This window comes from Thiocapsa marina 5811 (assembly GCF_000223985.1).
GTDB lineage: Bacteria > Pseudomonadota > Gammaproteobacteria > Chromatiales > Chromatiaceae > Thiocapsa > Thiocapsa marina.
The window spans coordinates 163,029-181,411 of sequence record NZ_AFWV01000013.1 but is presented as its reverse complement, the minus strand read 5'-3'; the positions used below and the strand labels follow the sequence as shown (position 1 = coordinate 181,411).

Sequence of the window (18,383 nt, the reverse complement as noted above, 5' to 3'; positions counted from 1 at the left end):
ATGTTGTGTCTGGCTTAAGGATCTGTCCGACCTTTGTGGAGACGCGGTTTAAAACAAATCTCTCTTCATTCCTTAAACCGCGCCGGCTCCGACAGTTGTCGGAACCGGCGTGGCTAATCCAATCCAATACACGACGCATATCTCACCGGGCGCGATTTAAGACGCTTTCGGTGTCGGCTCTTTTGCGGACGGCGCAGGTGCCTTTTGCACGGCTAAGTGCGCCAGCTGCTCGTAGAGCGTAAAGCGCGTCTGGACGTGCTTTTGGGCGAGCTGTAGATAGCGCTCGGCGGCCTCCGGATGGGTGCGGGTGAGGACGCTGAAGCGGGTCTCGGACGACACGAAGTCGCGATAGGGGACGCTCGGCGGCTTGCTGTCGATGTGCAACGGATTCTCGCCCGTGGCGAGCCGACGCGGGTCGAACCTGAACAGGCCCCAATGCCCCGAGTTGACCGCCATGTCCTGCTGACGCAGGTTTTTGGACAGATCCACGCCGTGCGCGATGCACGGCGAGTAGCAGATGATGACCGACGGACCGTCGAATGATTCGGCCTCGATGAAGGCACGTACCGTTTGGACGTCCTTGGCGCCGAAGGCGACCTGGGCCACGTAGACGTTCTCGTAGGCCATCGCCATCATGGCGAGATCCTTCTTGAAGGTCGGTTTGCCGGCGGCGGAGAACTTGGCGACCGCGCCCATCGGGGTCGCCTTGGAGGTCTGGCCGCCGGTGTTTGAATAGACCTCGGTATCCAGGATCAAGAGGTTCACATTGCGCCCGCTGGCGAGGACATGATCCACGCCGCCGTAGCCGATGTCGTAGGCCCAGCCGTCGCCGCCGATGATCCAGACGCTGCGTTTGACGACCTGGTCGCAGATGCCTTCCAGGGTGCGTGCGTCCAGATCCTTGATGACCTTCAGCTTTTCCTTCAAGGCAATCACGCGCTCGCGCTGCTCGAAGATGCCGGCCTCGTCGGATTGGTCGGCCGTGAGCAGGCCTTCGGCGCGATCCTCGCCGATCTTGGGTGCGAGCCGCTTGATGATCTCGCGAGCATGGGCGGCCTGCTTATCCACGGCGAGCCGCAGACCCAGACCGAACTCGGCGTTGTCTTCGAACAGCGAGTTGGTCCAAGCAGGCCCGCGACCCTGGGGGTTGGTGGTGTAGGGCGTCGTGGGGAGGTTGCCGCCGTAGATCGAGGAGCAGCCGGTGGCGTTGCCGATCAGCATGCGGTCGCCGAACAGCTGGGTGGCGAGCTTGACGTAGGGGGTCTCGCCGCAGCCCACGCAGGCGCCGGAAAACTCGAAGAGCGGCTCGAGCATCATGGCGTGCTTGATCTTGGTGTTGTCGAGCTTGGTGCGATCGTATTCCGGTAGGGTCAGGAAGAAGTCCCAATTGGCCTGCTCGGCGGCATGCGTCTGCTCGGCCGGGACCATGTTCAGTGCCTTGCGGTTGGGATCCTTGCGGTCGCGGATCGGGCAGACATCCACGCAGAGACCGCAGCCGGTGCAGTCGTCCGGGGCGACCTGGTAGGTGATGTGATGATCGGCAGGGAAGTCCTTGCCCTTGATCTGCACGTGCTGAAAGCTCGCCGGTGCGGTGTCCGTGAGCGCGGCCGGGTAGACCTTGGCGCGGATCGCGGCATGGGGGCAGACCAGCGGGCATTTGCCGCAATGGGTGCAGAGGTCCTCTTCCCATTTCGGCAGCTCGAGCGCGATGTTCCGTTTCTCGTAGCGCGTGGTGCCGGTCGGCCAGGTGCCGTCGGCCGGCATCAGGCTGACCGGGAGACTGTTCCCTTTTCCGGCGATCAGGGTCGCGGTCACGTTGCGCACGAAATCGGGTGCCGAGACCGGCACCACGGGCGGGCGCTCGAAGGCACTGGTCACCTGCGTCGGGACGCTGACCTGATGCAGCCCGGCGAGTGCGGCATCGATCGCCTTGTAGTTGCGATCCAAAAGACTCTGACCCTTCTTACCGTAGGTCTTCTTGACCGCATGCTTGATGTGCGCGATCGCCTCGTCCTTGGGCAGGATGCCCGAGATGGCGAAGAAGCAGGTCTGCATGATGGTGTTGATGCGCCGGCCCATGCCGGTGGCGCCTGCGATCCCGTAGGCGTCGATCACGTAGAAGTCGAGACCCTTGTCGATGATCGCCTGCTGCATCTTGCGGGGCAGCTCGTCCCAGATCCGATCGGGCGGGGTGTGCGAGTTCAGGAGGAACACGGCACCCGGACGCGCGTGATCGAGCATGTCGTAACGGGTGAGGAAGGTCGGCTGATGACAGGCGACGAAGCTCGCTTCGTTCTCCCCGATCAGGTAGGTGCTGTTGATCGGTTTGGGGCCGAAGCGCAGGTGGCTGATGGTGACGGCACCGGCCTTCTTGGAGTCGTACTCGAAGTAGCCTTGGCCGAAGTTGGGCGTCTCTTCGCTGATGATCTTGATCGAGTTCTTGTTGGCCGAGACGGTGCCGTCCGAGCCCAGGCCGAAGAAGACGCAGGCGGTGACGCCCGCCATCGCCGCCGGCTTGAAGTCCGGATCCCAGGCCAGGCTGGTGTGGCCGACGTCGTCGATGATGCCGACCGTGAAGGGGTTCTTGGGCTTTGGCGCGGACAGCTCGTCGAAGACGCCCTTGACCATGGCCGGGGTGAACTCTTTGGACGAGAGTCCGTAGCGGCCGCCGACGACGCGCGGCATGTTGGCGACACGGCCATCGGCGAAGGCTTGGGCCAACGCGGTCACGACGTCTTTATACAGCGGCTCGCCGTCGGCTCCCGGCTCCTTGCAGCGATCCAACACGGCGAGTCGCGTTGCGGTGACCGGGATGGCCGAGAGGAGGGCGCCTGCATCGAAGGGGCGGTAGAGCCGGATCTTGATCAGACCGACCTTTTCCCCGTCGTCTACGAGATGCTCGACCGCCTCCTGCGCGGCCCCGATTCCGGAGCCCATCAGCAGGATAACGCGCTCCGCATCGGGCGCGCCCACATACTCGAAGAGCCCGTATTGACGGCCCGTGAGTGCGGCGAAGCGGTCCATGGTGCGCTGCACGATGCCGGGAACCTCGGCGTAGTAAGGGTTGACCGTTTCGCGTCCCTGGAAATAGACGTCCGGGTTCTGCGAGGTGCCGCGGATCACGGGGTGGTCCGGGTTGAGTGCGCGCGCACGGCAGGCCGTGACCAGCTTCTCGTCGATCAAGGCGCGGATGGTCTCGTGCGAGACCTGCTCGATCTTGGTGACCTCGTGCGAGGTTCTGAACCCATCGAAGAAGTGCAGGAAGGGGACGCGGCTTTCCAGGGTCGCGGCCTGGGCGATCAGCGCGAAATCCATGGCTTCTTGGACGGAGGCCGAGCAGAACATCGCATAGCCGGTGGCGCGACAGGCCATGACGTCGGAATGGTCGCCGAAGATCGACAGGCCCTGAGCCGCCAGCGAGCGCGCCGAGACATGAAAGACCGTCGGGCTGAGCTCGCCGGCAATCTTGTACATGTTCGGGATCATCAGCAGCAGACCCTGCGAGGCCGTGAAGGTCGTCGCCAGCGAGCCGCCCTGCAGTGCCCCGTGGATCGCACCGGCCGCACCGGCCTCGCTTTGCATCTCAACGACATCGGGGATCGTGCCCCAAAGATTAGGAATGCCGAGCGACGACCACTCGTCCGCCCATTCGCCCATATTGGAGGACGGGGTAATGGGATAGATGGCGATGACCTCGTTGGTCAGGTGGGCAACGTAGGCCACGGCCTCGTTGCCGTCGAGGGTTACCATGAGCTTTTGCGACATCGAGCTTTCCCGGATTGGTGGGTAGAGGAGGCCGGCAACGCGGCCGAGCTGCGCCTTACTCCGACTCGGCGGCTGGCGCAGCCCGAAGCGAGGCGGGAGCCGAGTAACGGCGTCAACTATAGCCCGAAACGCTGCCGGATTGACCGTTGTTTTCGAGTGCTTTCAAGCGAATCGACCTCGGCATGATCCGGATCAGGTCGGCATTTTGCGCACCCTTATGGTGCCGATCTCGGGATCCGCGTGAGCACCGCCGTCCATCCGAGTGCAGGATCCTCGCTTACGCATGATCATGACGATTGGGTTACGGTTGTGTTTCTGGAACAATACCCCGCGACTCATCGGCATGCGGATCGGATATGGAGCTAACACACCTCAACGAGCTGGAGAAGGCGACCAAAAAAGGTCGGGCGCAGCTCTTTCGCCTCGGTATCGGCTTGCTCTTCATCATCGGGGTCATGCTCTACACCGTCGTCAGGATCGATGCGACGCACGGCGGCAGCCTCTTCATCGTGATTGCCGCCATGATCGGCGGCTACATGGCGATGAACATCGGCGCGAACGATGTCGCCAACAACGTCGGTCCGGCGGTCGGCTCCAGGGCATTGACCTTGGGCGGTGCGCTGATCATCGCGGCCATCTTCGAGGCGGCCGGGGCGATTATCGCGGGCGGCGAGGTGGTCGGGACCATCCGCAGCGGCATCATCGATCCGAACCTCATCCAGAGTGCCGACACCTTCGTCTGGATCATGATGGCAGCGCTCTTGGCCGCCGCGGTTTGGCTCAATATCGCGACCGTTATGGGTGCCCCGGTATCGACGACGCATTCGATCGTCGGTGCCGTGCTGGGCGCCGGGATCGCCTCGAGCGGGCTTGGCATCGCCGACTGGGACACCGTGGCAAAGATCGTCGCGAGCTGGGTGGTCTCGCCCCTCATGGGCGGGGCGATCGGGGCCGGCTTTCTGTATCTGATCAAACGCAGCATCACCTATCGGACCGACTTGATCGCCTCGTCGCGTCGGGCTGTGCCCTATCTGGTCGCTGCCATGGCGTTCGCCTTCGGCACCTACCTGATGATCAAGGGGCTCAATCGGATCTGGAGCGTGAGCATCGTCCAGGCCCTAGGCGTCGGTCTCGTTCTCGCGATTTTGGTTTTCTGGGGCGCACGCCCGATCATCGATCGTCAGGCACGGCTGATCGGGAACTCCAAGGCGGGTGTCAATCGGCTTTTCACGGTGCCTTTGATCTTTGCAGCGGCCTTGCTGAGCTTCGCCCACGGTTCGAACGACGTCGCCAACGCCGTCGGACCGCTGGCCGCGATCGTCGAGGTCGTCGGATCGGGCAGCGGCACGATCACGGCTGCGGCGCCGGTCCCATTGTGGGTGATGATCGTGGGTGCGCTCGGGATCGCGGTCGGGCTCTGGCTTTACGGACCAAGGGTGATTCGCACGGTCGGCTCCGAGATCACCGAGCTCGACCAGATGCGAGCCTATTGCATCGCCATGGCGGCGACCCTCACCGTCATCCTCGCCAGCCAACTGGGGCTACCGGTCAGCACGACGCATGTGGCCGTCGGCGCGGTCTTCGGCGTGGGTTTTCTGCGTGAATACCTCAAGAGCCAATACGCCAGGATGCTCGAGACCATCAAGTCGCATCACCCGGAGGGCGATCAAGCCGCCATCGACGCCTTTCTGGCGAAGTTTGCCAAGGCATCGATCGACGAGAAGGGGCGCATGCTGCGCGAGCTCAAACGCAAAGCCAAACGCAGCATGGACCCGGCCCATTTCTCCAAGCTCGAGCGCCAAAGCCTACGCAAGGTCTATCGCCATGAGCTGGTGAAACGCTCGCAGGTGCTGAAGATCGTCGCCGCTTGGGTCGTGACGGTGCCCGCGTCCGCGTTCATGGCGGCGATGCTGTTTTTCACCATCAAGGGGATGCTGACGGGTTGAGGCGAGCGGGACGGGCGATCATCCCGGCGACAGACCTTGCGTGCGCATGAACCCGGCCACGGCGCTGAGCCGATGATCGAAGGGGCAGGGTGGGCAAGCGCGGCGCAGTCCACCAAGGCTTGCGCGCAGGGCTCGGTGGCTGCGTGCTTACCGGCGTCGGCGCAACCTACAGTGCGCGCGCCAGCACGACCGCGTCCTCGCGTCCCTTGGTGGCGGGGTAATAGCCGGGTCGCTGACCGATCTCGCAGAATCCCTCGGAAGCATAGAGCGCGCGGGCACGACTGTTGGATGCACGCACCTCCAGGAAGGCGCTGTCCGCGCGTCGCGTGCGCGCGAAGGTCATTAGATGGCGGAGCAGGCGGCGCCCGAGTCCTCGGCCTTGCCAATCGGGATGGATGCAGAGATTGAGGATGTGACACTCGCCCACGGCGACCGCCATCGCGGCATGGGCGACGATCTTCCCCTCGATCTCGCCCACCCAGCAGGAGTAACCGACCCGCAGGCAGTCTCGAAAGATGCCCTCAGTCCACGGATACTCGTACGCCGCGCGATCCGCTGCGCAGACGCTCTCGACATCCCGCTCGGTCATGGCCCTGAGGCGAAGGGCGAGGGGGAGGGCGGACTCCTTGCGTGCGCTGTGCATCGTCGAACGGGCTTCTTGCATCGGCTGAAGGACTCGAATCGTCTGTTTCGGGTGATGGTGCTGCGTCGTGGCGTGTGCCTCGCGCCCGACAGTATACCGACCGGAGCGTTCGGCTGAAGCGCGAAGGCGCGTGGACGCGGTTTAGGTGAACGGCGGCCCGTTCGAGTCTATAATTCCGCGGTTTAGTCGCACGCAGCCCAGGCCGCACGAATCCCACATGAGCGAGCTCCAAGAACAACTCAATCGGCGTCGCACCTTCGCCATCATCTCTCACCCGGACGCCGGCAAGACCACCCTGACCGAGAAGCTTTTGCTGTTCGGGGGCGCCATCCAGCTCGCAGGGACGGTCAAGGGGCGCAAGGCCGCGCGTCACGCCACCTCCGATTGGATGGAGCTGGAGAAGGAACGCGGCATCTCCGTGACCTCCTCGGTCATGCAGTTTCCCTATGGCGAGAGCATCGTCAACCTGCTCGACACACCCGGACACCAGGACTTCTCCGAGGACACCTACCGGACGTTGACTGCCGTCGACTCGGCACTGATGGTGATCGACGTGGCTAAAGGCGTCGAGGAGCGGACCATCAAGCTGATGGAGGTCTGTCGCCTGCGCGACACGCCGATCCTGACGTTTATCAACAAGTTGGATCGCGAGGGCCGCGACGCCATCGAGGTTCTCGACGAGGTCGAGGAGATCCTCAAGATCCAATGCGCGCCCGTGACCTGGCCGATCGGGATGGGCAAGCGCTTCAAAGGCGTCTACGACCTGCGCTTCGACCGCACCCATCTCTTCAGCGCCCAGCACGGAGGGCGCATCACCGAAGGCGAGATCATCCAAGGGATCGACAATCCGCGGATGGACGATGTCCTCGGCGATCAGGCCGACGAGCTGCGCATCGAGATGGAGCTGGTCCAAGGCGCGAGCTATCCGCTCGACCTCGAGGCCTACATCGCCGGTCGGCAGACCCCTGTCTTCTTCGGTTCGGCAATCAACAACTTCGGTGTGCGCGAGCTGCTCGATGCCTTCGTCACTTACGCGCCGCCGCCGCGTGCGCGCCAGACACTGCAACGCCCGGTGGATCCCGCCGAAGAGCCCTTTACCGGCTTCGTCTTCAAGATCCAGGCGAACATGGACCCGGCGCACCGCGACCGAGTGGCCTTTCTGCGGGTCTGCTCGGGAAGCTACAAGAAGGGCATGAAGATGCGGCACGTGCGCATCGGCAAGACCATTCAGGTCGCCAATGCCATCACCTTCCAGGCCGACGAGCGTCGCCACGTCGAAGAGGCTTGGCCCGGCGACATCATCGGGCTGCACAATCACGGCACCATTCAGATCGGCGATACCTTCACCGAGGGCGAGGAGCTGAAATACGGCGGTATTCCGTACTTCGCCCCGGAGCTGTTCCGCCGCGTCGTGCTCAAGGACCCGCTGCGCATGAAGGCCTTGCAGAAGGGCGTGGTTCAGCTTTCCGAAGAAGGCGCGACCCAGGTGTTCAGGCCGCTCAAGAACAACGACATGATCCTGGGCGCCGTCGGCATCCTGCAATTCGATGTCGCCGCCTATAGGTTGAAGGACGAGTACGGCGTCGAGGCACTGTTCGAGCCCGCCAGCGTCAAGACCGCGCGCTGGGTCGTTTGCGAGGACTCGAAACGTCTCGAGCAGTTCAAGGAAAAAAACTACGAGAACCTTGCCCTGGACGGCGACGACCAGCTGGTCTATTTGGCGCCGACTCGCGTCAACCTGGACCTAGCCCAAGAGCGTTGGCCCGACGTGCGGTTTCTGGCGACGCGCGAGCTGTAATCGACAAGCAACTCAGGCGCTGTTGCAGCGCCCGGGGCTTGGTCGGATTGGCCGCGAAGCCTTCGGCCAACAGCTCTGCATCGGACCAATCCGTCCTGTCACGGAGCGGGTCCGGACGCCCCCGGTCCTTGTCCTTGATTTCGCATAATGTATATTATGTAAATTTATGTACGTGTCGATTGGATCACGTGGGTCGAACGTACCAACATGGACCATCCGACCCCGACCTCGGCAGATCAAGCATGTCCATCGGATCGACACCTTCGACTGCGGTAAACCGGCACTCGACATCTGGCTCGTGCGTCATGCCCCTCAGGCGCGCGCGCGGCTCGGCCAACACCTTCGTCGTGGCGGATCCGGATCGGGTCATCGGCTACTACAGCCTGACCGTCGGCCAGATCGACTGCCTCGACACCCCGCAGCGGGTCCGTCAGGGACTGGGCCAGCATCCGATGCCCGTCGTCATCCTGGCCCGGCTGGCCGTGTCGCGCGCTGACCAGGGCCGCGGCATCGGCCTTGCGATGCTGCGCGATGCGATCCGCCGCACACTGACCATTGCCGAGCAGGTCGGCATTCGTGCCCTGCTGACGCATCCGATCGACTAGGCATGAGCTGCACTCCGATGGTTCTTACAGGCGGATTTAGACCCGCCTGGTGGTTTTCGTCAATGCCCGATCAATTGAGCATCGGACCCGGTGCAATCGAGACCGGGTCGGCACCCGTGTGCTCGGCGAAGGCGCAGACCAGCCGCGAGAGCTCGAGGTCCCCGAATCGAACCAGCGCACGGACGAGCTGGCGCCGACGGATGTTCTGCGTGCGGGCATCGATGAGCTCGAGGTAAGCGACCTGGGCCGCCCGATCGTCGCGCAGATCGAGAGGGGACTCGGAGGCATCGTCCGGCCAGATGACCGACCCCGCCGGGTCGTCCCCCGAAACGGACCCGGGTGCAGCGGGTCGCTGTCGCCGATCCGCGAATCGATCGACCTCCACAAGTCGACTCAGGGCATCGGCGAGTGCCCCTGTCGAATCGGCACGACTGTGCTGTAATCCATGCAGGAGCGCCGTCTCGCGGGCCGAGGGCACCAGAATTGCTCCCGTACGTGCGATGACGGCGAGCAGGGTTTCAACCAACTCGGATCGCGGGTCGAGCCCTCGGGTATCGAGGAATCCGAACTGGTCGATGAGGCCGCTCTCGGTCTGGACATGGCACGACCATTGGTAGGGCAGCGGCTCCGAGGAGCGGACGCCGGTCGACGTCTGCAGCGGCGTGTCCAGGATGCCGATGCGCAGATAGTGGCGCGGGAAGGCGATGTCACACGGGAAAGCGGGGTTGGAGGGCTGGCGAGTCGTCATGATCCTTGGACTCCGGTCCGTTGTTCGGGGAAGTCGCGCTCGCCGCGACCCGAGACGTGTTCGCTCGGGAGCCGTGCGCGATGGACCTAGAGTGCACTCATGGCGCGACAGCTCTTGTCGCATCTCGGAAGGGTCAGGGGTGAGTGAGTGGTGAGCGGGCGCTTTGCTCGCTACTGCAACCTAAGGGCGTCGGATGCTGCGGCGACTGTGCTTGTGCAGGAGGTATCCGTAGAGGAGTCCGTTGCCGATCAGCAGGGCCAGTCCGAGCAGGATCTGGATCCCGCGGGTCAGGCCCGCAGGGTAGATCGCAGGCATGACGTAGTGGTCGATGAAACCGCCGGTGTAGCTGCCCTCGCCTGCTGCAAGTCGCCACTGGATCTCGAGCGGCGTGAGCGGGCAGATGAAACCGCCGAGCTCGATGGCGATGCCCCAGAGCAGACAGGGCAGATGCAGGTAGGCCAGGCTCGGCCAGCGCAAGACCAAGAGCCCGCCGAGTGCAACGAACACGATGAAGAAGGCATGCACCAGGACGAGACCGTCGGCAACGAGGCCCGGGTTCATGGGACCGCGGGCCGCGCGACGGTCGCGGGACGGACGGCCCCGGTGTCGGCCTTCGTGTCGACCTTCGTGTCGATCAGCGTCTCCAGAGGAGCTGGTCGACATAGCGTTTCACGAGCCGATGTCCGGGGGAGTCAATGGTCGTGAACTCGAGGTTGGTGCGGTGGAGTCCTTCGCTCGGGTGGGTTCGCAGGACCCGCGCATAGACCTCGGTGGCCGGATCGGCACCGAATTCAGGCACGAAGGTGAGGATCACCTCCGAGTAGGGCGGCAGAATCAGGGGTAGATCGGCGTTCATCCCGAAATAGCTCAGATCATTCGCCTTGCCCATGAAGCGTTGCTCCAGGATGCATTTGGACTCGACCCGGCGGAAGGCGATCGGAAAGTCCACCAGGACGCGAGGCGAGCGACGAACCTCGACCTGCGGAACCGTCAGGCGCCGAGGAGCGTTGACGGCGAGCAGCTCGTAGAGCGTAATCTCGCGGACCTTGCCCTTTACGAAGAGCGAGTTGGCGCTGCCGATATCGATGTAATCGCGGGCGGAGGCGTAGCTGGCGTCGCTGAGCAGTACCTGCCCGCGCAAGCTGTAGCCCTCCATCCGCGCGGTCAGATTAACCGTGTCGCCGATCACGGTGTACTCGTTGTAGACCCTCGAACCGAAGCTGCCCGCCATGACGCTGCCGCTGTTGACGGCGATACCGGCGTAGATGCTGGGCTCTCCGATGATTTGGCTTTCGCGGTTGAGCTCGAGCATCGCCTGCTGCATTTCGACCGCACAGGAGAGTGCGCACTGGAGGTGGTCGTCGCGACGCAGCGGTGCGCCGAAGAGCGCCATGACGGCATCGCCCATGAACTTGTCGACGACGCCCCCGTGATGATGGACCAGCTGCACCATTCGCGCGAAGTACCGATTGAGCAGTCTGATGATGGTTTCAGGGGGTTGGGATTCGGTCAGCGACGTGAAGCCGCGGATGTCGGCGATCAGTACGGTCGCCTCGACCGCCTCGATCGGCTGAGATTCGAGCAAGAAGGCGTCGAGCAGTGGATTGAGCCGCTGGGTCATTGCCTCTTCTTGTTGGTTCGGTGCCACGCTCTCGTAGACCTGCTGCGCCAGGCTCGAGATACCCGCAACCAACGACTGTCTGTCTCTGTGCTGCATGTGACGAAACTGCCTCTAAACCGGGTCCCGAGTGAAATGCATCGTTTCCAAGAATGGCACAGGTTCGGCGACGTTGGGACAGGAAAAGGAGTGATTGACGTTTTTCATGGGAGAATTGTCGGCATCCAGGCAAGCTGCGAGCTTCTGACGGGGATATCTTCGGTACCCCGGCCATTCACGCAACACATTCAGGAGTCAGCCACCGGATGGATCGTTTCACCCGTATCTACAGTATCGTAATCGGCATCATCGTGATCGGTGCCTTGGCGGTTTGGATCGGCTCGGCTTGGAAGCCGCAGGTTTGGGAGCTCGATCAGGTGTTGGAGGCCGATCCGCTGGTCTCGTCCTATCCGTATCGGTTCCGGGTCGTCTCGTTCGAGAACGGGGTCGCGACGATCTCGACGCCGCGCTCCTTCGACGTGCCGGCGTACCGTTTCCTCGCCATTATCCACCCGAATCTGACCAACAAGGCGGACAATGATCCAGAGATGATCGCCGCCCAACAGGAGCTGATCGATCACCAGAAGCGCGCCCAGGGTCTGATGCTGGCGCAGCCGCAGGTCGAGTCCGTTGAATGGGAGCTCGATACTCAGTGGCTCGCGGCGCGCGGGATTTCCGTCTCGCCCACGCCTTGATACGGCGGTCGAGAGACCCTGCTTCGCGCCCGGGGTGAACGGCTCCCGAGACGATCGGCGCCGCCGCTTGGTTGTCGCGGCATCGGTCGGTCATCTCTTCCGCTTGCGGCCGATGGGCGGATCCGGCGAGAGCCGCTATACTTTGCCGTCTCGCAGCCCGTTGGGCCGTTCAGGGGTCCTTCCGGATGGTGCGGAGCCCTCGGTGAAGCGCCCCGGATTCGGGCCGTCGAACCTCGGTGTCCCGTCGGAAGTCGATTCTCAGCCTGGAGCTCCAGATGCACGGCAATATTCCCGAGCAAGATCCTCTTGTCGCAAGCGTAGGCCGGAGCCGCCGCCGTTTTTACAACCTGTTGGCCTGGCTGTGCTTCGGATTGGGCTTTTTGGGGTTGGTCTTGCCGCTCATGCCGACTACGGTTTTTTGGATCTGTGCGACCTGGCTGTGGCTGCGAAGCTCGCCCAAGCGCGTGCGCTTCCTCGTCGAGCATCCACGGTTCGGAGAATCGATTCGTGGGTTTCTGGAGCGCGGCGAGATGTGCCGAACCGGCAAGACCGCGGCGATCGGCAGCATGGCGATCAGCTGGTCGGTCTGGTACGGGCTTGCCGCTCCGGGCCCCGTGTTGTCGCTGTCCGTCGCGGGCATTCTGGGCTTGGTGGCGCTGTGGATCGGAACGCGCCCGGAGGGCCCCAAGCCGCAAACGCAGGTCCGGGTCAGCTTGGACCTCAACACCTTCTCGCGTACGCCCGATCCCGCGAAACCGCCTCGCAACCCGCCGAGCTGAGCCGCGTAGGATGAGTCGGTAGAGCGCAGCGAAACCCATCCACCCCGCACCAACGCCCAAAAGAACCCGAAGGCTGGACGAACGCCTTAAGCCGAACAAGATCCGTAGGGTGGACAAGCGAAAGCGCAGCCCACCAGCGCCGGCGCTGGGTTCGGAGGACTGCGCTTTCGCTTGTCCGCCCTACGGACCGGTCGGTCAATCCCCGAGATCAATCGTAAATCAGCTCGGACCAATGTCCCTCGTCGATCATCTTTTGCTTGATCGCCGTCCACTCCTCGGACGATCCAACCCGATCCGCCATCACCTTATCGAACACCGCTGCAATCTTGCCCAGTCCAGACAGGAAGACATGCGTGTCGGGTTCTTTGATGAGCTGCAACGCATCCTCGGCGTTGTCGGATAGACCGCGCTCCAAGGCTTGCGAGGACGTCATCAAGGGGCGCGTGCCGAGGGCCCGGAACGCCTTGAAGGTCTTCTCGTCGTAATAGTTGGCGAGATCGGTGCTCTCGTCGTTGGTGTACATGAGATCCAGCCCGCTGCGGCCACCGTAATAGAGCCGAACCTGCCCCTTCCAATCGCCGCGCCGCTCGTAAATCAGCTGCGCGAAGGCACGGAAAGGTGCGATGCCGGTCCCGGTCCCGATCATGAGCAGGTTGGCGCGATTGTCCAACGGCATCTTGAAGGGACTCAGATAGGGGCCGTTGATCGTCAATGCGGCGCCCGTCTTCGCGTCGCAAAGATAGTTCGAGGCGATGCCCGGATAGCGCTCTCCGCTGACCTCGTCGATGTAGAAGCAGCGGCGTACCAGAAGATCGATCTCGACCCCGGTGTCGACCGGAAGACTGCGTGCGTTTGCAATCGAATAACGCCGGATATGGTACGGATTGCCGAACGGATGCGGGCCGGGAACGATCACGCCGATGCTTTGACCTTCGACGAATTGAAAAGCCGGATCGGCCACCTGAAGGGTGATGTGGCGGACCTCTTCGGATCTCTCGGGTGTGATTCGCCTGGAATCCTTGATGAACGCCTGAGTCGTCGGGCCCAAATCGGCCGGGGCTTCACTCATGGTTTAGCTGCTCCTTATAACTTTGTCGGCCCCATCGGAGCCGAGACGAGATGGATGTGATGATTCGCCGTCGCATCCGCGACGAAGAAGCTGAAAAATGCCCGCTTTCGGTCTCAGGCCCGAATCGGCCCGGCGATTGACAATCACCGCCGTTCGCAACTCCCGCTGCCGCATGAACAGCCGCCGTCGTTGCGTCGGAAGGGTCCGAGCTCCGGATGACGGGCGGCGAAGCCGGCATAGATGCGTTCCACCAGGACCCACGCCGCGAGCACCGCAAAGATGACCAGCGAGGCCGAGAGCACCTTAACCATGCGAGCCTCCGAGCCCGGCGAAGCCCATGAAGGCGAGCGAGAGAAGTCCCGCCAGCATGAGGCTCATGGCCGCGCCCTGGCTGACGCTGGGTACGCGGGCGAGCTCGAGCTTCTCGCGCAGCCCGGCCATCAGCATCAAGGCCAGCATAAAGCCGGCCCCCGCGCCGAGCGCATAGATCAGACTCTGTATGAAGTCGTATTCCTTCGCGGTTTGAAAGAGCGCGAGACCCAGGATGGCGCAGTTGGTTGTGATCAAGGGCAGGAAGATACCGAGCGAGCGAAACAGCGCGGGGCTGTAGCGCTTGACGAACATCTCGACCAATTGCACCGCCGAGGCGATCACCGCGATATAGCAGATGAGCCGCAGGAAGAGCAGATCCAGCTCGGTCAAGAGCCAATTGATCCCGTAGGCGCTCATGGAGCTCACCAGCATCACGAAGATGACCGCCAGCCCCATGTTCCAGGCGGTGTCTTTTTTCGCCGAGACACCGAGGAACGGGCAAATGCCGAGAAAGAGCGCCAAGACGAAGTTGTTGACGACAGCGGCATTCAGAAAGATGAAGTAGAGCGATTCATCCTGCATTTGCGGCGACTCCGGATTGTTCCATGACCTTGCGTTCCTTGCGCAGACGTAGCCAGTTGAAGAGCAGCAACCACGCCCCGAGCACGAAGAAGCCGCCCGGCGGAAGAATCATCACGACCCAGGGTTGGAAGCCCTCTCCGAACAGCGCGACACCGAGAATGCTTCCGCTGCCGAGGATCTCCCGAACGGTGCCGAGTGCGAGCAGTGCGATGGTGAATCCCGCGCCCATCCCGAGACTGTTGACGAGCGTCGTATGCAGTCGCTGTTTCGAGGCATAGGCCTCGGCGCGCCCGAGGATGACGCAGTTCACCACGATCAGCTGAATGAAGGCACCGAGTGCGGCGTAGAGCTCGAGGCTGATCGCCTGAATCCCGTAGTCGACGATGGTGACGAAGGTCGCGATGATGATGATGTAGCTGGCGATGCGGACCTGTTTGGGGATCCAGTTGCGCAGCAGCGAGATCAACAGGCTCGAGCACACCAGCACGAAGGTCGTGGCCAGCCCCATCGCGATGGCGTTCATGGTCGAGTTGGTGACGGCCAGCACCGGACACATGCCGAGCAGCATCGCGAAGACCGGATTCTCGGTCCAGAGCCCCCTCAGGAAGGTATCCAGGCTCAGGTTTTCTTGCGGATTGGGCAATTCAGCCATGGGTCGTGCCTCGTTGCGCGAAGAGGGTTCTGATCACGGCGCTGCCGCGGCGAGCTTGGCGAGATCCCTGCGAATGCTCGGCACGAATCGCTCCGCGGCGTCGTTGGCCGCACGTGCCATCGCCTTGCCGGAGATGGTCGCGCCCGAGATGCCGTCGATCTGCCAGGGTGCGGTCTTGGTGCCGTGCGCGACCAGGACAATCGGATTGGCCAAGGCGGTGCCCGCGGGGTTCAGGCTGGCGTCGAGCGCAACGAAGTTCTCGAGAAAGACCGGATCCGTGTCGATCTTGTCCCCCAGCCCCGGTGTCTCGGTCGATCGCAAGACCTTGCTGCCGACGATACATTCGCAAGCGGGATCGTAGCCGAAGAGGAACTGGATCACGTCCTGATAGCCCCGCGCCGCGCCCGGGAAGGCCACGCCCCGCAGCTCTGCATCGGCCCCGAAACCGACGAACACGGCCATGCCGACGGCCCCCTCGCCCGCCGGAGCCAAACCTTGCTCGGTCAGCACGAAATCGACCTTCGAAACGGCGCCCGGCAGGACTTCGAAGACCGCCTGCTCGGTCAGGATCCGCTCGTTCTCGGTAATGATGGGCTTGGTCGCCTGATAGACGAGGACCACCAAGAGGCCCGAGAGGATCGCGATGCCGGCCAGGGTGCGCAACATCGGCCAGCTCGGTGCGACCTGTGTACCGGGGCCCGGTTGTGATTGTGTTTGAAGCTCGACCTTGATACTCATCGGCTATTCCGCCTCCCGCGTCTTTTTGAGCGCACCGTAGACCCGTGGCTGTGTCCAGCTCGAGATCAAGGGTCCGGCTGCATTGGCGAGCAGGATCGCGTACATCACGCCCTCCACGAGCCCGCCGAACAGTCGGATGACAACCGTCACGATGCCGATGAAGAGCCCGTAGAGGATGACGCCGCTGGTGGTGACCGGCGAGGCGACCATGTCGCTCGCCATGAACCAGGCCCCGAGCATGAGTCCGCCCGAGAAGAGCACGAACCAGGGGCTCGGATAGAGGCTGCTGTCCATGAGCCAAAACGGCAGCGCCGTGAGTGCGGCACCAGCCATCACGGCGACGGGGATGCGCCAGTCCAGCATGCGTTTGAAGGCAAGCCAGAGTCCGCAGATCAGGATCAAGAGCGCGGAGGTCTCGCCGGCGGAGCCCGCGATCATCCCGGTGAAGACATCGGTAACGGATGGCTCGATCTGCTGGAACTTCTGCAACGCGAGCGGCGTGGCGCCGGTCCAGGCATCGAGCTGCAGAGCCGCGACCCAATCCTTGACCGGGATCGGCTGCATGAAGGGCAGCGTGAAGGTCGAGGGGATGACCTCGGTAAAGCGGCCGGGCGCGAACGCCGGCGTCCAGGTCGTGATCGCGACCGGGAAGGCCGCCTGCACGAAGGCGCGTCCGACCAAGGCCGGATTCATGACGTTGTAGCCCAGCCCGCCGAAGAGCGCCTTGCCCAAGGCCACGCCGACGAAGGCCGCGACCGCCGCCATCCAGAGCGGGAAGCCGGGAGGCAAGGTCAACGCAAGCAGGATGCCGGTGATGACGACCGACCAATCCGAGACGGTGTTGCCCCGCCCGCTCGCCCGCGCGAAAAACCACTCGGTCGCGATTGCCGCACCGGTGGTGGTGAGGATCAGGAGCAGGGCGCTCAGCCCGAATTGAAAGACCGCGAAGGCGCAGATCGGCAGCAGCGCAAAGACCACATTGCGCATGATGCGGTCGACGCTGAGCGCCCGCTTCAAATGCGGGGAGGTTCTGATTTCGATGGGTTTAGGCATTGCGATCTCGATTGATCGATTTGGCGATCCGGAAATACTGCGTCAGCGGGATGTTGGATGGGCACACATAGGCGCAGCAGCCGCATTCGAAGCATTGATCCAGGTTGAATTCCTCGGCCATGCGATCGTATTGGCGGGCCAGCGCGAGCTCGCCGAGCATCGACGGATTGAGCGAGACCGGACAGGCCTTGAGACATTCGGCGCACTTGATGCAGGGGTAGACCTTGCGCCGGTCCAGATCCGGGTCCTCCCGTTCCAGGGCGACGACACCCGAGACGGCCTTGGTCACCGGCACATCGAGCGAGGCGACGGCCATGCCCATCATGGGACCGCCGAGGATGACCTCGCCGACGCGATCCTCTGCGAGCCCGACCTGTCCGAGCAGGAACCGCAAGGGTGTGCCGATCGGGACCATGAAGTTGCCCGGATTGGATACCGCCGGACCGCTCACGGTGACGACGCGCTCGATCAGTCCCCTGCCCTGCGGCAAGAGATCGCCCATTTGGGCGAGTGTTCCGACGTTGTAGACCGCGACACCGATGTCGGCCGGCAGACCACCGACCGGAACCTCTTTGCGCAGAAGGCTCTTGATGAGCATCTTCTCCGCGCCCTGCGGATACTTCGTCTCCACGGCTTCCGCGGTGATGGGAAGATCCTTCGGGATGACCGCTCGTAGATGGGCGACCGCATCGAGCTTGTTGTCCTCCACACCGATGATCGCCCGCTTGGCGCCCGTCGCCTTGAGCGCGAGCTTGATGCCGCGAATCAAGGCATCGCTCTGCTCGAGCATGATCCGATGGTCGCAAGTCAGATAGGGCTCGCACTCGCAGCCGTTGACGACGACCGTCTCGATGAGCTTGCCCGCCGGGGGCTTCATCTTGACGTGGCTCGGGAAGGCCGCGCCCCCGAGTCCGACCAGCCCTGCATCCTGCACGGCCGCGACGATCTCCTCGGGCGTCATGGCGTCGAGGTCGCGCTCCAGGTCATAGAGGACCTCTTGGCTTGCGGCCTCGTAGACCTTGAGAAAGATGGCCGAGGTCTTGGGGCCGTCGGCGGTGGGCGTCAGTGCGATCGCCCGGATCACCCCGGTCGCAGGGGCATGCATGGGCACCGACACGAAACCTTCGGCGCGGGCGATCGGCTCGCCGCGGACGACCTCCTGGCCGACCTTGACCAGAGGAACGGCCGGCGCCCCCTTATGTTGGGCGAGCGGGATGACCAGCTCGGGCGCGAAGGGGAGCCGCCGGATCGGCTTGTCCGCCGTCAGCTCCTTGTGCTCGACCGGGTAGATGCCGTGGTCGAAGGTGCGATGGCGCTGGAAGAGACTGAAAAGACCCATGC

At 63.3% G+C, this 18,383-nt stretch carries 17 protein-coding genes; 5 read left to right on the top strand and 12 right to left on the bottom strand.

The genetic code is table 11. From position 1 onward, the window contains the following. Positions 1-156: 156 nt before the first annotated feature. Complete coding sequence (nifJ, locus tag THIMADRAFT_RS18985) at positions 157-3,765, bottom strand: pyruvate:ferredoxin (flavodoxin) oxidoreductase (protein ID WP_007194717.1); 3,609 nt, start codon at positions 3,763-3,765, stop codon at positions 157-159. 356 nt (positions 3,766-4,121) lie between these two features. Here nifJ and THIMADRAFT_RS18980 point away from each other — a divergent pair, with 356 nt between their 5' ends. Continuing rightward, positions 4,122-5,711 (top strand): inorganic phosphate transporter, encoded by a 1,590-nt coding sequence (locus tag THIMADRAFT_RS18980; protein WP_007194716.1) that lies wholly within the window; start codon positions 4,122-4,124, stop codon positions 5,709-5,711. A gap of 166 nt (positions 5,712-5,877) precedes the next feature. On the opposite strand, the gene rimI is transcribed toward THIMADRAFT_RS18980, so the two are convergent. Continuing rightward, positions 5,878-6,375: a ribosomal protein S18-alanine N-acetyltransferase gene (rimI, locus tag THIMADRAFT_RS18975; RefSeq protein WP_007194715.1), complete on the bottom strand. Its 498-nt coding sequence runs from the start codon at positions 6,373-6,375 to the stop codon at positions 5,878-5,880. 196 nt (positions 6,376-6,571) lie between these two features. On the opposite strand from rimI, the gene THIMADRAFT_RS18970 reads away from it, so the two are divergent. Both THIMADRAFT_RS18970 and THIMADRAFT_RS18965 read left to right on the top strand, forming a co-directional pair. Beyond that, complete coding sequence (locus THIMADRAFT_RS18970) at positions 6,572-8,152, top strand: peptide chain release factor 3 (protein WP_007194714.1); 1,581 nt, start codon at positions 6,572-6,574, stop codon at positions 8,150-8,152. A 305-nt stretch (positions 8,153-8,457) separates the two neighbouring features. Further along, positions 8,458-8,757: a GNAT family N-acetyltransferase gene (locus THIMADRAFT_RS18965; protein ID WP_007194713.1), complete on the top strand. Its 300-nt coding sequence runs from the start codon at positions 8,458-8,460 to the stop codon at positions 8,755-8,757. Between the two features lie 70 nt (positions 8,758-8,827). Here THIMADRAFT_RS18965 and THIMADRAFT_RS18960 read toward each other — a convergent pair whose 3' ends face one another. From THIMADRAFT_RS18960 to THIMADRAFT_RS18950, 3 genes are all read right to left on the bottom strand, one after another. Further along, a complete protein-coding gene (locus THIMADRAFT_RS18960) occupies positions 8,828-9,505 on the bottom strand; it encodes a DUF2779 domain-containing protein (protein WP_007194712.1) in 678 nt (225 codons plus the stop codon). 180 nt (positions 9,506-9,685) lie between these two features. Next, positions 9,686-10,066 carry a DUF2784 domain-containing protein gene (locus THIMADRAFT_RS18955; protein WP_007194711.1) on the bottom strand — a complete coding sequence of 127 codons (381 nt, stop codon included), beginning with the start codon at positions 10,064-10,066 and terminating at the stop codon, positions 9,686-9,688. A gap of 73 nt (positions 10,067-10,139) precedes the next feature. After that, positions 10,140-11,222 (bottom strand): adenylate/guanylate cyclase domain-containing protein, encoded by a 1,083-nt coding sequence (locus THIMADRAFT_RS18950; RefSeq protein ID WP_007194710.1) that lies wholly within the window; start codon positions 11,220-11,222, stop codon positions 10,140-10,142. Between the two features lie 206 nt (positions 11,223-11,428). Here THIMADRAFT_RS18950 and THIMADRAFT_RS18945 point away from each other — a divergent pair, with 206 nt between their 5' ends. Further along, entirely contained in the window at positions 11,429-11,857 is a 429-nt protein-coding gene (locus THIMADRAFT_RS18945; RefSeq protein WP_007194709.1) for a hypothetical protein, read from the top strand. A gap of 275 nt (positions 11,858-12,132) precedes the next feature. Then, on the top strand, positions 12,133-12,636 hold the full coding sequence (locus THIMADRAFT_RS18940) for a YbaN family protein (protein ID WP_007194708.1): 504 nt from the start codon (positions 12,133-12,135) through the stop codon (positions 12,634-12,636). Positions 12,637-12,844: 208 nt separating this feature from the next. Here THIMADRAFT_RS18940 and THIMADRAFT_RS18935 read toward each other — a convergent pair whose 3' ends face one another. From THIMADRAFT_RS18935 to rsxC, 7 genes are all read right to left on the bottom strand, one after another. Further along, entirely contained in the window at positions 12,845-13,705 is an 861-nt protein-coding gene (locus tag THIMADRAFT_RS18935) for a ferredoxin reductase domain-containing protein (protein WP_007194707.1), read from the bottom strand. Between the two features lie 143 nt (positions 13,706-13,848). Next, the gene (locus THIMADRAFT_RS27520; protein WP_007194706.1) at positions 13,849-14,016 is read right to left on the bottom strand and encodes a hypothetical protein; all 168 of its coding nucleotides are present in this window, start codon (positions 14,014-14,016) and stop codon (positions 13,849-13,851) included. Next, the gene (locus THIMADRAFT_RS18930; protein ID WP_007194705.1) at positions 14,009-14,599 is read right to left on the bottom strand and encodes an electron transport complex protein RnfA; all 591 of its coding nucleotides are present in this window, start codon (positions 14,597-14,599) and stop codon (positions 14,009-14,011) included. The genes THIMADRAFT_RS27520 and THIMADRAFT_RS18930 overlap by 8 nt, the downstream gene beginning before the upstream one ends. After that, positions 14,589-15,251, bottom strand: a complete 663-nt coding sequence (gene rsxE, locus THIMADRAFT_RS18925) for an electron transport complex subunit RsxE (RefSeq protein ID WP_007194704.1) — start codon at positions 15,249-15,251, stop codon at positions 14,589-14,591. Before rsxE ends, THIMADRAFT_RS18930 begins: the two co-directional genes overlap by 11 nt. A 33-nt stretch (positions 15,252-15,284) precedes the next feature. Then, positions 15,285-15,989 (bottom strand): FMN-binding protein, encoded by a 705-nt coding sequence (locus tag THIMADRAFT_RS18920; protein ID WP_007194703.1) that lies wholly within the window; start codon positions 15,987-15,989, stop codon positions 15,285-15,287. Between the two features lie 3 nt (positions 15,990-15,992). Continuing rightward, positions 15,993-17,042, bottom strand: a complete 1,050-nt coding sequence (locus THIMADRAFT_RS18915; RefSeq protein ID WP_007194702.1) for an RnfABCDGE type electron transport complex subunit D — start codon at positions 17,040-17,042, stop codon at positions 15,993-15,995. Further along, entirely contained in the window at positions 17,035-18,381 is a 1,347-nt protein-coding gene (gene rsxC / locus THIMADRAFT_RS18910) for an electron transport complex subunit RsxC (protein WP_007194701.1), read from the bottom strand. The genes THIMADRAFT_RS18915 and rsxC overlap by 8 nt, the downstream gene beginning before the upstream one ends. Positions 18,382-18,383 lie beyond the last annotated feature (2 nt).

Excerpts from the sequence above, each read along its gene's own strand:
- nifJ (WP_007194717.1), bottom strand. The coding sequence starts at position 3,765 with ATGTCGCAAAAGCTCATGGTAACCCTCGACGGCAACGAGGCCGTGGCC.
- THIMADRAFT_RS18980 (WP_007194716.1), top strand. The coding sequence starts at position 4,122 with ATGGAGCTAACACACCTCAACGAGCTGGAGAAGGCGACCAAAAAAGGT.
- rimI (WP_007194715.1), bottom strand. The coding sequence starts at position 6,375 with ATGCAAGAAGCCCGTTCGACGATGCACAGCGCACGCAAGGAGTCCGCC.
- THIMADRAFT_RS18970 (WP_007194714.1), top strand. The coding sequence starts at position 6,572 with ATGAGCGAGCTCCAAGAACAACTCAATCGGCGTCGCACCTTCGCCATC.
- THIMADRAFT_RS18965 (WP_007194713.1), top strand. The coding sequence starts at position 8,458 with ATGCCCCTCAGGCGCGCGCGCGGCTCGGCCAACACCTTCGTCGTGGCG.
- THIMADRAFT_RS18960 (WP_007194712.1), bottom strand. The coding sequence starts at position 9,505 with ATGACGACTCGCCAGCCCTCCAACCCCGCTTTCCCGTGTGACATCGCC.
- THIMADRAFT_RS18955 (WP_007194711.1), bottom strand. The coding sequence starts at position 10,066 with ATGAACCCGGGCCTCGTTGCCGACGGTCTCGTCCTGGTGCATGCCTTC.
- THIMADRAFT_RS18950 (WP_007194710.1), bottom strand. The coding sequence starts at position 11,222 with ATGCAGCACAGAGACAGACAGTCGTTGGTTGCGGGTATCTCGAGCCTG.
- THIMADRAFT_RS18945 (WP_007194709.1), top strand. The coding sequence starts at position 11,429 with ATGGATCGTTTCACCCGTATCTACAGTATCGTAATCGGCATCATCGTG.
- THIMADRAFT_RS18940 (WP_007194708.1), top strand. The coding sequence starts at position 12,133 with ATGCACGGCAATATTCCCGAGCAAGATCCTCTTGTCGCAAGCGTAGGC.
- THIMADRAFT_RS18935 (WP_007194707.1), bottom strand. The coding sequence starts at position 13,705 with ATGAGTGAAGCCCCGGCCGATTTGGGCCCGACGACTCAGGCGTTCATC.
- THIMADRAFT_RS27520 (WP_007194706.1), bottom strand. The coding sequence starts at position 14,016 with ATGGTTAAGGTGCTCTCGGCCTCGCTGGTCATCTTTGCGGTGCTCGCG.
- THIMADRAFT_RS18930 (WP_007194705.1), bottom strand. The coding sequence starts at position 14,599 with ATGCAGGATGAATCGCTCTACTTCATCTTTCTGAATGCCGCTGTCGTC.
- rsxE (WP_007194704.1), bottom strand. The coding sequence starts at position 15,251 with ATGGCTGAATTGCCCAATCCGCAAGAAAACCTGAGCCTGGATACCTTC.
- THIMADRAFT_RS18920 (WP_007194703.1), bottom strand. The coding sequence starts at position 15,989 with ATGAGTATCAAGGTCGAGCTTCAAACACAATCACAACCGGGCCCCGGT.
- THIMADRAFT_RS18915 (WP_007194702.1), bottom strand. The coding sequence starts at position 17,042 with ATGCCTAAACCCATCGAAATCAGAACCTCCCCGCATTTGAAGCGGGCG.
- rsxC (WP_007194701.1), bottom strand. The coding sequence starts at position 18,381 with ATGGGTCTTTTCAGTCTCTTCCAGCGCCATCGCACCTTCGACCACGGC.